This is a genomic window from Bradyrhizobium sp. USDA 4353 (assembly GCF_054063215.1).
Genome location: NZ_JBSSGB010000001.1, coordinates 1,826,343 through 1,840,293, shown reverse-complemented (window position 1 = coordinate 1,840,293; position 13,951 = coordinate 1,826,343). Strand labels below are relative to the sequence as shown.

General features: G+C 66.0%; 11 protein-coding genes and 1 pseudogene. 5 read left to right on the top strand and 7 right to left on the bottom strand.

The window, feature by feature from the left end:
• The first annotated feature begins 83 nt into the window (after positions 1–83).
• The 5 genes and pseudogenes from fabA (at position 84) to ACVILH_RS08250 (ending at position 5,007) form a co-directional block, all read left to right on the top strand.
• Positions 84–605 (top strand): 3-hydroxyacyl-[acyl-carrier-protein] dehydratase FabA, encoded by a 522-nt coding sequence (gene fabA, locus ACVILH_RS08270; protein ID WP_006608915.1) that lies wholly within the window; start codon positions 84–86, stop codon positions 603–605.
• Between the two features lie 76 nt (positions 606–681).
• Positions 682–1,905 carry a beta-ketoacyl-ACP synthase I gene (fabB, locus tag ACVILH_RS08265; RefSeq protein WP_456712446.1) on the top strand — a complete coding sequence of 408 codons (1,224 nt, stop codon included), beginning with the start codon at positions 682–684 and terminating at the stop codon, positions 1,903–1,905.
• A 150-nt stretch (positions 1,906–2,055) separates the two neighbouring features.
• Positions 2,056–2,857, top strand: a pseudogene (fabI, locus tag ACVILH_RS08260) (enoyl-ACP reductase FabI).
• A 178-nt stretch (positions 2,858–3,035) separates the two neighbouring features.
• On the top strand, positions 3,036–4,163 hold the full coding sequence (locus tag ACVILH_RS08255) for a hypothetical protein (RefSeq protein ID WP_456712445.1): 1,128 nt from the start codon (positions 3,036–3,038) through the stop codon (positions 4,161–4,163).
• Positions 4,144–5,007, top strand: a complete 864-nt coding sequence (locus ACVILH_RS08250; RefSeq protein ID WP_456716905.1) for an autotransporter outer membrane beta-barrel domain-containing protein — start codon at positions 4,144–4,146, stop codon at positions 5,005–5,007. The genes ACVILH_RS08255 and ACVILH_RS08250 overlap by 20 nt, the downstream gene beginning before the upstream one ends.
• Before the next feature lie 30 nt (positions 5,008–5,037).
• Here ACVILH_RS08250 and ACVILH_RS08245 read toward each other — a convergent pair whose 3' ends face one another.
• The 7 genes from ACVILH_RS08245 to infB form a co-directional block, all read right to left on the bottom strand.
• Entirely contained in the window at positions 5,038–5,658 is a 621-nt protein-coding gene (locus ACVILH_RS08245; protein WP_456712444.1) for a hypothetical protein, read from the bottom strand.
• 364 nt (positions 5,659–6,022) lie between these two features.
• A complete protein-coding gene (locus ACVILH_RS08240; RefSeq protein ID WP_456712443.1) occupies positions 6,023–6,493 on the bottom strand; it encodes a GNAT family N-acetyltransferase in 471 nt (156 codons plus the stop codon).
• A 211-nt stretch (positions 6,494–6,704) separates the two neighbouring features.
• The gene (gene pnp / locus ACVILH_RS08235; RefSeq protein WP_456712442.1) at positions 6,705–8,861 is read right to left on the bottom strand and encodes a polyribonucleotide nucleotidyltransferase; all 2,157 of its coding nucleotides are present in this window, start codon (positions 8,859–8,861) and stop codon (positions 6,705–6,707) included.
• Positions 8,862–9,218: 357 nt separating this feature from the next.
• Positions 9,219–9,488 (bottom strand): 30S ribosomal protein S15, encoded by a 270-nt coding sequence (gene rpsO, locus ACVILH_RS08230; RefSeq protein WP_006608909.1) that lies wholly within the window; start codon positions 9,486–9,488, stop codon positions 9,219–9,221.
• Between the two features lie 2 nt (positions 9,489–9,490).
• On the bottom strand, positions 9,491–10,588 hold the full coding sequence (truB, locus tag ACVILH_RS08225) for a tRNA pseudouridine(55) synthase TruB (RefSeq protein ID WP_456712441.1): 1,098 nt from the start codon (positions 10,586–10,588) through the stop codon (positions 9,491–9,493).
• On the bottom strand, positions 10,588–11,004 hold the full coding sequence (gene rbfA, locus ACVILH_RS08220; RefSeq protein ID WP_456712440.1) for a 30S ribosome-binding factor RbfA: 417 nt from the start codon (positions 11,002–11,004) through the stop codon (positions 10,588–10,590). The genes truB and rbfA overlap by 1 nt, the downstream gene beginning before the upstream one ends.
• A 164-nt stretch (positions 11,005–11,168) precedes the next feature.
• Positions 11,169–13,937 carry a translation initiation factor IF-2 gene (gene infB, locus ACVILH_RS08215; RefSeq protein WP_456712439.1) on the bottom strand — a complete coding sequence of 923 codons (2,769 nt, stop codon included), beginning with the start codon at positions 13,935–13,937 and terminating at the stop codon, positions 11,169–11,171.
• Positions 13,938–13,951: the final 14 nt, after the last annotated feature.

The following is a 13,951-nucleotide window of genomic DNA, read 5'->3' as shown; positions in this document are numbered from 1 at the left end:
CGGCGCATCAACGGGTCGACGCGCGAAGGGGCATGTCGCGCGGCATATTTTCCACTGGGGACGTTGAGAAGGGCTCATCAAGCATGCTGGATCGGCGCGGCAGTTATGAATATGAGGACCTGCTGGCCTGCGGCCGCGGCGAGCTGTTCGGTCCGGGCAATGCGCAGCTGCCGCTGCCGCCGATGCTGATGTTCGATCGCATCGTCGAGATCTCGGAGACCGGCGGCGAGTTCGGCAAGGGCGTCGTGCGCGCCGAGCTCGACGTCAAGCCGGACCTCTGGTTCTTCGGCTGCCATTTCAAGAACGATCCGGTGATGCCGGGCTGCCTCGGCCTCGACGCGATGTGGCAGATGGTCGGCTTCTTCCTCGGCTGGACCGGCGGCGCCGGCCGCGGCCGCGCGCTCGGCCTCGGCGACCTCAAATTCTCCGGCCAGGTTCTGCCGACCGCCAGCAAGGTCGTTTACAACGTCGACATCAAGCGCGTGATGCGCTCGAAGCTGGTGCTTGGCATCGCCGACGGGTGGCTTTCGATGGACGGCGACATTATCTATCGCGCCAAGGATCTGAAGGTCGGCCTGTTCAAGCAGGACGCCGCGCCATCTTGAACCGACGAGCTGCGACCACAGACAGTGCAGCAGGCATGACGGCAACAAAACACACGAGCAAGGCGAGGCGGACATCATGAGGCGGGTCGTCATCACGGGCATGGGCATCGTCTCGTCGATCGGCAACAATACCCAGGAGGTGCTGGCGAGCCTGTACGAGGCGAAGTCCGGCATCTCCCGTGCTGAGAAATATGCCGAGCTTGGGTTTCGTTCGCAGGTGCAAGGTGCGCCGACGCTGAATCCCGCCGAGGTGGTCGATCGCCGCGCGATGCGCTTCCTGGGCGAAGGCGCGGCGTGGAACCATGTCGCGATGGAGCAGGCGATCCTCGATTCCGGCCTCGAGCCGACTGACGTGTCCAACGTCCGCACCGGCATCATCATGGGCTCGGGCGGACCGTCGACGCGCACGCTGGTCGAGGCCGCCGACATCACCCGCACCAAAGGCCCGAAGCGGGTCGGGCCTTTCGCAGTGCCGAAGGCGATGTCGTCGACGGCGTCGGCGACGCTCGCGACCTGGTTCAAGATCAAGGGCGTGAACTACTCGATCTCCTCGGCCTGCGCGACGTCGAACCATTGCATCGGCAATGCCTATGAGATGATCCAGTACGGCAAGCAGGATGTGATGTTCGCCGGCGGCTGCGAGGAGCTCGACTGGTCGCTGTCGGTGCTGTTCGACGCGATGGGCGCGATGTCCTCCAAGCACAACGACACGCCCGCGACTGCCTCCCGCCCCTATGATGTGAGCCGCGACGGCTTCGTGATCGCCGGCGGCGCCGGCGTTCTCGTGCTGGAGGAGCTCGAGCGCGCCAAGGCGCGCGGCGCGAAGATCTACGGCGAGATCGTCGGCTATGGCGCAACCTCCGACGGCTACGACATGGTCGCGCCCTCGGGCGAAGGTGCCGAGCGCTGCATGCAGATGGCGCTGTCGACGGTGAAGACCAGGATCGACTACATCAACCCGCACGCGACCTCGACGCCGGCCGGCGATCCGCCGGAGATCGAGGCGATCCGCAAGGTGTTCGGCCCGGGCGAGAAGTGCCCGCCGATCGCGGCGACCAAGGCGCTGACCGGCCACTCGCTCGGCGCCACCGGCGTCCAGGAGGCGATCTACTCGCTCCTGATGATGAAGAACGGCTTCATCTGCGAGAGCGCCAACATCACCGAGCTCGATCCGGTATTCGCCGACATGCCGATCGTGCGCAAGCGCATCGACAACGCCAAGCTCGGCACCGTCTTGTCGAACTCGTTCGGCTTCGGCGGCACCAACGCGACGCTGGTCTTCAAGCACCTCGACGCTTAAGGTTTCCGAACAGGATCGTTCCATCGGCATCATGGCCGGGCAACAGCGCGAAGCAATGTCTTCGCACCGATGTCCGGCCATCGACGTCTTTGGCGCACGGTCGTTTCAAGCAGCCAGGGCGCGCGCCCGGCATGACGAAGGAGAGACATCATGCAGGGTCTGATGGCAGGCAAACGCGGTCTGGTGATGGGCATCGCCAACGACCATTCGATCGCCTGGGGCATCGCCAAGACGCTCGCTGCGCACGGCGCCGAGATGGCCTTCACCTACCAGGGCGATGCGCTCGGCAAGCGCGTGCGTCCGCTTGCCGACGAGCTCGGCGTCAAGCACGTGCTGCCTTGCGATGTCGAGGACATCGCCAGCGTCGATAGCGTCTTCGCGGCATTGCGCGAGGCCTGGGGCGGGCTCGACTTCGTCGTCCACGCCGTCGCCTTCTCCGACAAGAACGAGCTCAAGGGCCGCTACGCCGACACCTCGCGCGAGAACTTCTCGCGCACGATGCTGATCTCCTGCTTCTCCTTCACCGAGATCGCCAAGCGCGCCGCCGAGCTGATGCCGGAGAGCGGCGGCAGCATGATCACGCCTGACCTTCGACGGCTCCAACCGCGTGATGCCGAACTACAACGTGATGGGCGTCGCGAAGGCCGCGCTCGAAGCCTCGGTGCGCTACCTCGCCGCCGATTACGGCCGCCGCAGCATCCGCGTCAACGCGATCTCGGCAGGCCCGGTGCGCACGCTCGCCGGCTCCGGCATCGGCGATGCCCGCTTCATGTTCGCGTTCCAGCAGAAGCATTCGCCGCTCGGCCGCGGCGTGACCTTGGAGGAGCTCGGCGGCTCCGCGCTCTATCTGCTGTCGGAGCTCTCGGGCGGCGTCACCGGCGAGATCCACTACGTGGACTCCGGCTACAACGTCATCTCGATGCCGCGCCCCGAGGATCTCAAGGCGGAATAGTCGGCGCGCCCTGGCGCCGAGATCAGCGTGGCCGTCAGGCGACCCCTGACGGCCCGATTGCGATGCACCCAATTTTTCCCAGTTGAAGACCCGCATCTCCCACGGATAATCGCCCGTGACTCGGCGCGATCAGCGCGCGCTGGCTCGTGCCGGCAGAAAATGAGTCGTGGGGGCGACAATGCTGCATCCGAAGACCTGCGCCGTCGCGCTGTGCGTGGCGGGCGCTACCTATGTCAGCGCTGCGACGCCGGTACGTGCCCAGTCGAATGTCTGGGACTCCACGATCTCCAATACCAGCTGGTATGTGCCGACAGCCCAGCTGCTGGCCTACATGTCGCCGAAGACGGGTTTCAGTAACCCGATCCCGATCGGCGACCAGACGCTCTGGACCCTGGGCACCGCGACCAACGGCGCCTTCACCGGCACCAGCGTCGCGCAGCTCAGGATCGGTCCGGCACTGCTGACGGACACGTCGACCATCCAGGGCTTCGTCACGCCGCGAGGCCAGATCACCATGCTGTTCACGCCCGCGGGCGGCGGCGCGGTCACGGTCGGACTCGGCAACATGCGGACGCTCAATGGCGTCACCAGCATGGAGATGCAGATGATCACTGGCGACACGCTGCTGGTGACTCACTGGGCCTACATGCTGCCCTACGATCCCGCCACCTTCACGCCGCCGCCATCGGCGCCGGTGCCGGCCAATTCGGTGCCGCAATGGGCGTGGACCGCGGGCACGCCGTGGCGGATCGTCAGCCCGGCCTTGTTCGGCACGCAGGCGCCGGGCCGCTTCGTCATCACGAACTATCAGAACGGCTATTTCTGGGGTGCAGGCATCGCGCCGGCCGGAAGCGCAGCCGCCGGCTTTACGCTGCTCGGCTCCGTCACCCCCGAGGGCAACGTGCTGTTCAACACGCTGTCGCGCGGCAATCTCACCAGCCTGTACGGCACGGTGAGCGGCAATGCGTCGGGCGCGCAGATGATCACCTCGACCTATGATCTCACCGGCAACCTGACCGGAGATCTGGCCTCGATGTCGCTGGTCCAGCCCTATGGCGATACGTTGCGGTCGAGCGGAGGCCGCGTCGGCCTGGCGGCGGCCGATGCGTTGTATCGTCTGTCGATGACGCCCGGCAGGCTGGAGCGGATCGATGGCTTCAGGATTCGTCGCGCTCGACAATCTCAGCGGCCCGTCGCTGAGCAATGCGGTCAAGCAGACGCTGCCGGTGCTGACCGGCGCGGCGTCGCAGGCGACCTATCTGACGCAGCGCGACTTCCGTCAGACGATGACCAACCGGCTCGATGAGGTCGGCGAGGCCGCAGGCCGCAATGTCTGGATGCAGCCGCTCGGCAGCGTCGCGCGGCAGGCCGGCCGCGATGGCATTCCCGGCTATAACGCTGCCGGCGGCGGCCTGGCCTTCGGCGCCGATGCGGCGCTCTCGCCACGCGCCATGATCGGCGGCGTGTTCGGCTATTCACGGCAGACGATCACCGGAGGCGACGACGCCGTGCCGAACCGTCTCGGCCTGTCGTCCTATCAGCTCGGACTCTACGGCGCCTACGCGATCAGCGGCGACGTGATGCTGGACTATCAGCTCGACGGCGGATGGAGTGACAATGGCGAGAGCAGATCGCTGACCTTCATGGCAGCGTCCGCGGGTGGAAGCTATCGCTCCGCCACAGGTCATGCCGGCATCGGCATCAAGACGCGAGTTCCGGTGACGGCAGACGTCGCGCTGATCCCCTCGCTGCGTCTCGACTACGGCACCGTGCGCAGCAATGCCTATCAGGAAAGCGGCGCCGGCGGCTTCAGCCTCAACGTCGACCCGCAGAGCTATCAGGAGCTGACGACGACTGCCAGCCTGAAGGCCGTCTACCAGCTGGCGAGGCAGGTCCGTCTGACCGCCGATCTCGGCGCCGGCTACAACGCCCTGAACCAGAGACTGCAGATCGGCGCCGCCTTCTCCGGCGGCGGCGACAGCTTCGTCACCAACGGCCTCGGCCTGTCGGCGTGGACCTATTCGGCAGGTCTTGGTCTGATCACGACCGCAAGCGACCGGCTCGATCTCGGCATTCGCTACGGCCTCGATGCGACGCCGTCCGGCCTGGTCCGGCAGTCAGGTCATGGAGTCCTTCGGCTCAGGCTGTGAGGGGGACGCCGCGCCTCACGCGTGGCTGGATCATTCGACCTGAAGATAGGACGGCAGATAGCGATCCATCTTGGTGCTGACCAGCGTGCGAAGTCGATCACGCAGGACGGCGCTGCTGGCCGCGGCCGCAAGCGGCTCGGGAAAGTCGGCGTTGTCGAGCTTGTTGATCGGGTCCTCCGTCAGTCGCATGCTCTCGTTGAGTCGCGAGCCGACATCCGCCGAGAACGTGCCGACCTTCTCATAGGATTGGCCGTCGATCAGGGTGATGATGAGGTTGGCGAACAGATGCGAGTGCCGGAGCACCGATCCGATCCCCTGATTATAGGCGCCGATGCCGTTCACCACGAGATTGGTCCCGGGAATCTTGCCCTCGAACTTGATGACGGCGAGATAGCGCGCGCAATTCGCGTTGGATGTGACATCGCGGACGATCGCGGTCAGGCTCTGGTTGGGATCGGGCAGGAAGCTTCGCTTCTGGTGGTACAAGCGGTCGAACGTGTCCTTGGGAACGTTGATCTTGCGAATCCCCGGATCGTTGCCGGTCGCGGCGCGAACGCGCGCCATGACCAGATCGTCGAGCCCCCAGCCCGGAATCGTGACCTGCTGATCCTCGGTCTCGAACACCGTGAGACCGAATTTGTGGACCGTCATTTCGTCCCCGAGCATGGAGACCACGCCTAGGCGGCACGGGCCGCTTTCGACTGCCACAGTCGCAGCCGGCTTCCGCGCCTGCTTGGCCTTTGCGGCCGGCTTCTTGGCCGCCGCCCCGGCCGGTGGGACCGCCGCCGCTGCCGGCGCTGACGGAGCTTGAGCCCACGACACCTGGATTGGCAGCATGAGGAGGACAAGAGCAAGACCGGTGACAAAGAGGCCGCGGCGCGGCGCGAGCAATACGGACATAGGGGGACGCCATGACTGACGGAACTGTAAGGGAACTCCAACTTAGTTCGCGCCGAGCGGCACCCGCAATCTCTTTCAGGCTGCGCGTGATTGCGGGCTGGCGCTCGCGAAATGGTCAGTCCGCTGCCGCGTTGTCGCCGCGCTTCCAGCGATAATATTTCATCATCCGGCCATGCACGGGATCAGCTTCCTGCTTCTCCAGCAGGAAGCCTTCACGCTCATACCAGCGCCAGGCCCTCTCATTGCCTTCGGCGCAGCGCAGCCAGATCTCATGCGGCAGCAGCTCGCGGGTGAAGCCGAGCAGACGGCGGCCGAGCGAGCGGCCTTGATACGCCGGAGCGATCATCAGCTGGTCGAGATAGAGCCGTTCGACATTGATCGCGAGCATCGCGGCCAGCGCGCCACCGTCATCGGCGACATAGAGGCTCCAACCGCCGACGATCTCGCGTGGTATGCGGTCCGTAAGAGAGGTCAGGAGTCTTTCGCTCGGGCTATCCAAGCCTGTCGAGCACCAGCTTTCCATCCAGAGCCGCGCGACCGCGTCATACTCATCGGGACGGGCGGGACGGATGATCAGTTCGGACATGGACTGCAACCTCCGCCACGATTGTGGAGGAAACGTACGCGCTCTCATCCGTCATTGCGAGCAGCGAAGCGACGAAGCAATCCAGAGTCCCGGGCACGGCCCTGGATTGCTTCGCTTCGCTCGCAATGACCCGGAGGGGCTGCAAACGATAAAGATCAAAAAAAGGGCGGCCCGAGAGCCGCCCTTCGTATCTCTGCGATGGCTTGTCGGCTCACTCGCCGGCGGCTTCGCGCGCCTCGGCGGGGGCGTCCTTCTGCTTGGCTTCGAGGTCCTCGCCGGTGGCCTGGTCGACGGCCTTCATCGACAGCCGGGTCTTGCCGCGGTCGTCGAAGCCGAGCAGCTTGACCTTGACCTTGTCGCCTTCCTTGACGACGTCGGTGGTCTTCTGCACGCGCTTGTCGGCGAGCTGCGAGATGTGCACGAGGCCGTCGCGGGTGCCGAAGAAGTTCACGAAGGCGCCGAACTCCATCACCTTGACGACGGTGCCGTCATAGATCTGGCCGACCTCCGGATCGGAGGCGATCGACTTGATCCACTTGATGGCGGCCTTCATGGCCTCGCCGTCGCTGGAGGCGACCTTCACGGTGCCGTCGTCCTCGATGTTGACCTTGGCGCCGGTCTTCTCGACGATCTCGCGGATCACCTTGCCGCCGGTGCCGATCACTTCGCGGATCTTGTCGGTGGCGATCTTGAAGGTCTCGATGCGCGGCGCGTATTCGCCGAGCTCGGCGCGGGCGTTGGTCAGCGCCTTGGACATCTCGCCCAGGATGTGGATGCGGCCCTCACGCGCCTGGCCGAGGGCCACGCGCATGATCTCCTCGGTGATGCCCTCGATCTTGATGTCCATCTGCAGCGAGGTGATGCCGCTCTCGGTGCCCGCGACCTTGAAGTCCATGTCGCCGAGATGATCCTCGTCGCCGAGGATGTCGGACAGAACCGCGAAGCGGCTGCCTTCCAGGATCAGGCCCATCGCGATGCCTGCGGTCGGCCGCTTCAGCGGCACGCCGGCATCCATCAGCGCCAGCGACGAGCCGCAGACGGTCGCCATCGACGACGAGCCGTTCGACTCCGTCACCTCCGACACGACACGCGTCGTGTAGGGGAATTCGTGATGCGGCGGCAGCACCGGGTGGATCGCGCGCCAGGCGAGCTTGCCATGGCCGATCTCGCGGCGCTTGGTGCCGCCGAGGCGGCCGGTCTCACCGACCGAGTAGGGAGGGAAGTTGTAGTGCAGCAGGAACGTCTCCTTGTACGTTCCCGACAGCGCGTCGATGTACTGCTCGTCCTCGCCGGTGCCGAGCGTGGTCACGACCAGCGCCTGGGTCTCGCCGCGGGTGAACAGCGCCGAGCCGTGCGCGCGCGGCAGCACGCCGACCTCGCAGACGATGTTGCGCACCGTCTTGGCGTCGCGGCCGTCGATGCGCTTGCCGGTGTCCAGGATGTTCCAGCGAACGATCTTGGCCTCGAGCTCCTTGAACACGGCGGCGACACGGAGCTTGTCGTATTTCGGCTCCTGCCCTTCCGGGAAGAAGTACGCCATCACCTTTTCCTTGACGGCGCCAACCGCGGCATAGCGCTGCTGCTTGATCGGAATCGCGTAGGCGGTGCGCAGGTCCTGCTCGGCGATCCCGAGCATCTCCTTCTCGATCGCACTGTTGTCGATGATCGCGACGTCGCGCGGATCCTTGGCGGCCTTCTCGGCCAGCTCGATGATCGCGTTGATGACCGGCTGGAAGTGACGGTGACCGAACATCACCGCGCCGAGCATGATGTCCTCGTTGAGCTCCTTGGCCTCCGATTCCACCATCAGCACCGCGTCCGAGGTGCCGGCGACGACCAGGTCGAGCTGGGTGTCGGCCATCTCGTCGAGGGTCGGATTGAGGATGTATTCGTCATTGGCGAAACCGACGCGGGCCGCGCCGATCGGGCCCTTGAACGGCACACCCGAGAGGGTCAGCGCAGCGGACGCGCCGACCAGCGCCACGATGTCCGGATCGTTCTCCATGTCGTGCGACAGCACGGTCACGATGACCTGGGTCTCGTTGCGCCAGGAGTCGACGAATAGCGGGCGGATCGGGCGGTCGATCAGGCGGGAGACCAGCGTCTCCTTCTCGGTCGGACGGCCCTCGCGCTTGAAATAGCCGCCGGGGATGCGCCCCGCAGCGTAAGCCTTTTCCTGATAGTCGACGGTCAGCGGCAGGAAGTCGACGCCGTCGCGCGGCGCCTTGGCGGCGACGACGGTCGCCAGCACGACGGTCTCGCCATAGGTGGCGACGACGGCGCCGTCAGCCTGGCGCGCGATCTTGCCGGTTTCCAGCTTGAGGGGACGTCCACCCCAGTCGATCTCGACGGAATGCTTGGTAAACATGGGTATCTTCTTTCATAGGATGAGCGAAGGCAGACCCCCCAAAACAAAAAAACCATGCGCAAGATTGCAGGGCGCTGGATTTCGATCAGCGCCCTGCGATCCTGCCATGGTTTTCTTATTTCGGATGGCGTCCATCCTTCTTGTCGTACGGGCACCTTGCCCGTCACGCCCAGCGGCCGGATTGCTGCTGAGGCGCACTGTACAGTCTGGGCGGAATCGGCGGGTCAGCGTAGCGCTTCTTTCCGGATTCCGGCCAGACCGCATGATCCCGGACTTATCGAACGCAGCGACCTGCGGCGCTCTCGGGACCATGCCATCACGCGCGCGAACTCGCGCGCGCTCCTTCCAAGTCGAAGCTCAACGACGGATGTTGTGCTTCTCGAGCAGCGCCTTGTAGCGCGCCTCGTCGTTCTTCTTCAGATAGTCCAGCAGCGAACGGCGGGTCGACACCAGCTTCAGGAGGCCGCGGCGGGAGTGGTTGTCCTTGCCGTGGGTCTTGAAATGGTTCGTCAGGTTGTTGATGCGTTCCGAGAGGATCGCAACCTGCACCTCGGGAGAACCGGTATCACCGGCCTTGGTGGCATTCGCCTTGATGATTTCCGCCTTGCGCTCTGCGGTCACCGACATCGTCAGTCTCTTTCGTTGCGACCGGAGCTGGCAGTCAGTCCGGTCAGGTTGAACACGCGCTTGGGGATGAGTTCGCCATTGCCAATTTCGGCAAGCGCCAAAAGGCGGCCTGCGACCGTGACATAGACTGTGCCGCTACTCTGGGGCGCATCCCGTCCGCGCAACAAGACGGCCTGGCCCCTGTGGAGCCTTGCCGCATCAGCCCGCGTGACGGCCAGTGCCGGGATGTCGTCCAGCGCGGTCTCAACGGGCAGCAGTGCGTCGGCGAGGCTTCCCTCACCGGACGCGGCTCTATTGCACAAAGCCTCCAACTGTTCCAGCGGAATCATGTCGTTCTCGGTAAACGGACCGACCAGGGTCCGCCGGAGCGCGCTGATATGGCCGTAGCAGCCGAGGATTCGGCCCATGTCGCGGGCCAGCGCCCGGACATAGGTTCCCTTGCCGCACTCAGCCTCGAACACCGAATGATCGGCATCGGGCTGGTCGACCAGGGTCAATTCGTGGATTTCGACCGGGCGCGGCTGCAGCTCGACGACCTCGCCGTCGCGGGCGAGGTCATAGGCGCGCTCGCCCTGGATCTTGATCGCGGAATAGCGCGGCGGCGTCTGCTCGATCCGGCCGGTAAATCGCGGCAGCAGCGCACGGATCGCCTCGACGTCCGGGCGGTCCGTGCTGGTCTGGACCACACGGCCTTCGGTGTCGTCGGTATCGCGTTCCTCGCCCCAGCACACGGTGAAGCGGTAGCGCTTGCGGCCGTCCATTACGAAGGGGACGGTCTTGGTGGCTTCGCCGAGCGCGATCGGCAGGCCGCCCGAGGCGAGCGGATCGAGCGTGCCGGCATGGCCGGCGCGCTTGGCCTGGAACAGCCGCTTGGCGACGGCGACGGCCTGCGTCGAGGTCATGCCGATCGGCTTGTCCAGCACCACCCAGCCATGGACGTCACGACGGTCGCGGCGCGGCTGGTTGCCCCTCTGCTGCTTGTTGCGCGGGTCATTGTTGTCACGCGCCCGTCCGTCGGCGGCGTGATTTTTCTTGGCAGTGACGGCGATCGCATCGGCGGGAAGCGAGTCGACAGTGCCGGTTTCGGGGGGGATGGTCATCAGCTCTCTTCCGAATCCGAATTGAGGTCTCTCTGCACCGCAGGTGTTCTGAGTAATTTCTCGATCCGTTCCGCTTCGTCGAATCGCTCGTCGACGCGGAAGCGGATGTCAGGTGCAAATTTCAGGTTAACGCGCCGCGCGACCTCGCCGCGCAGGAACTTCTTGTTACGCTCCAGCGCCGCGAGCACCAGTTCGGTGTCACGTCCGCCGAGCGGCATGATGTAGATCGTTGCAAGCTTGAGATCGGGCGACATGCGGACTTCGGGCACCGTAATGATGTGTCCCTCCAGGTCCGGATCGTGCGCATGACCCTGGCTGAGAATGTCGGCGACAGCGTGGCGCACGGTCTCGGCGACGCGCAGCTGGCGCTGCGAGCCGCCGGAGGCCGCACTTCCCCTCTGATGATGACGAGGCATGTTGCAAAATATCCAACGGATCATCGCCCCGCGCGGACACAGGGCGGGCGGATCATTCTGATTGAGTTCAACGACGCTTGGTTAAGTTCAAGCCGAGCGGCGATTCCGCTGACACACGGAATCGCCGCTCACTCGAAAGACAGCGCGCTCTGTAGGATTCGGACTTACAGCGAGCGCTGAATGGTCTCCACGCGATAACATTCGATGACGTCGCCGACACGCATGTCGCCGTAGCTCTCGAAGGCCATGCCGCATTCCTGGCCGGCCTGCACTTCCTTCACTTCGTCCTTGAAGCGCTTCAAGGTCGACAGCTTGCCCTCGTGAACCACGACGTTGTCGCGGATCAGGCGGACATTGGCGCCGCGCTCGACGGTGCCGTCGGTGACACGGCAGCCGGCGACCTTGCCGACCTTGGAGATGTTGAACACCTCCAGGATCTGCGCATTGCCGAGCATGGTCTCGCGCAGCGTCGGCGCGAGCAGGCCGCTCATCGCCTTCTTCACGTCATCCACGAGGTCGTAGATGATGTTGTAGTAGCGGATCTCGATGCCGTTGCGCTTGGCGAGCGCGGCGGCCTCCTTGTTGGCGCGGACCGAGAAGCCGATGATCGCGGCGTTGAAGCCTTCCGCGAGCGTAACGTCGGACTCGCTGATGCCGCCGACGCCGGCATGCAGGATGCGGGCGGCGACCTCGTCGGTGCCGAGCTTCTCCAGCGAGCCGAGAATGGCTTCCAGCGAGCCCTGCACGTCGGCCTTGATGACCAGCGGGAATTCCTTCCGGCCCGCGGTCTTCAATTGCGACATCATCTGCTCGAGCGAGCCGCGCATGCCGGAGATCGAGGCAGCGGCGTTCTCGCGCTTCTGGTGCGCACGATAAGACGTGACCTGACGGGCGCGGGCTTCGTTCTCGACGACGGCCAAGCGATCACCGGCTTCCGGCGGACCGTTGAAGCCGAGCACCTCGACCGGCACCGACGGGCCGGCCTCCTGCAGGGTCTCGCCCTGGTCGGAGATCAGCGCGCGGACGCGGCCCATCTCGGCGCCGGCGACGATGATGTCACCGACGCGAAGCGTGCCGCGCTGGACCAGCACGGTGGCGACCGGACCACGGCCGCGATCGAGCTTGGCTTCGATCACGGTGCCCTCGGCCGGACGATCCGAATTGGTTTTGAGGTCGAGGATGTCGGCCTGAAGCGCGATCATCTCGAGCAGACGATCGAGATTGGTCTTGTTCTTGGCCGACACCTCGACATCGACGACCTCGCCGCCGAGCGATTCCACCTGCACCTCGTGCTGGAGCAGCTCGGTGCGGACGCGCTCGGGCCGGGCGTCGGGCTTGTCGATCTTGTTGATCGCCACGATCATCGGCACCTTCGCCGCCTTGGCGTGGTTGATGGCCTCGATCGTCTGCGGCATGACGCCGTCATCGGCCGCGACCACCAACACGACGATGTCGGTGACCTTGGCGCCGCGGGCGCGCATCGCGGTGAACGCGGCGTGGCCGGGCGTGTCGATGAAGGTGATCTTCTTGCCAGAGTCCGGCGCGGTCACCTGATAGGCGCCGATATGCTGGGTGATGCCGCCGGCTTCGCCCGAGACCACGTTGGCGTGGCGCAGCGCGTCGAGCAGCGAGGTCTTGCCGTGGTCGACGTGGCCCATCACGGTCACGACCGGCGAGCGCGGCTCGGTGTCGGAGGAATCGTCGACGACGTCGAACAGACCCTCTTCCACGTCCGACGCGGCAACGCGCTTGACGGTGTGGCCAAGCTCCTCGGCGATCAGCTGCGCGGTGTCGGCGTCGATCACGTCGGTGATCTTGTGCATCGCGCCCTGGCGCATCAGCAGACGGATCACGTCGACCGCACGCTCCGACATGCGGTTGGCCAGCTCCTGGATCGTGATCGCCTCGGGAATCGTCACCTCGCGGATGAGCTTTTCCTTCTGCTCGTTCGCCGCATGGCCCTTCAGGCGCTGGGTGCGGCGGCGGAACGAGGCAATCGAACGCTCGCGCACGTCGTCCGCGGTGAGCGCGGTGACGACGGTCAGACGGCCGCGCTGCTTCTGCGGGCCGGGCTTGTGCGTGGTCTTCGGCGGCGGCGCGGGACGCGCGGCGCCACCGGGGCCGCGGCGGATCTGGCGCGGACCTTCATCCTCGTCGGGACCGGCTGCGACGCCGGGCGCACGGCCGAGCGGGCCGCCACCGGCCGGACGGGCTCCGGCAGGGCGGGCACCGGCCGGCTGAGTGCCGGGTGGACGCGAGCTCGGACCGCCGATCTGCGGCGGCCGGCTGCCGGGTGCGCCCACGGGACGGCCAGGCGCCTGGGCCTGGCGGGCCGGGGCAGTCGCGGTCGGCTGCGGCGCAGCGGCTGCGGCGACCGTCGGACGCGGCGCCTCGCCTTCGCCGAACCGCTTCTTGGCCTCGAGCTCGGCCTTGCGCTTGGCTTCCTCTTCGTGGCGGTGACGCTCTTCCTCGGCCTTGCGGCGCGCCTCGGCGGCCTCGCGCTCGGCGCGTTCGGCGGCTTCGCGCTCGGCGCGGCGGCGGGCCTCTTCCTCGGCCTGACGGCGTTCCTCGATGTCGCGCACGCGCGCATCGGCGAGCGCACTGGCGCGGGCCGAACGCTCATCCTCGGTCAGGGTGCGCAGCACGACGCCGGAGCCGCTACGCTGCTGACCGGACGGACGCGGGCCCGACGGGCGGTTGCTCGGCGGCGGCGGTGGCGGCGCCTTGGCGACGGTCGGCTCCGGCGCATGCGGCGCATCGGGCGCCCCATCGCCGACGCGGCGCTTGGTGCCGCGCTTCTCGACCACCACCTGCTTGCTCCGGCCGTGCGGGAAGCTCTGACGCACCGTGCCAGTCTCGACGCGCGGCTTGAGCGTCAAGGTCTTGCTCGGGACACCGAGTTTCTTGTCGCCCGGAGTGTTTTGATCGGCCATTCAGTCGTCCTAAT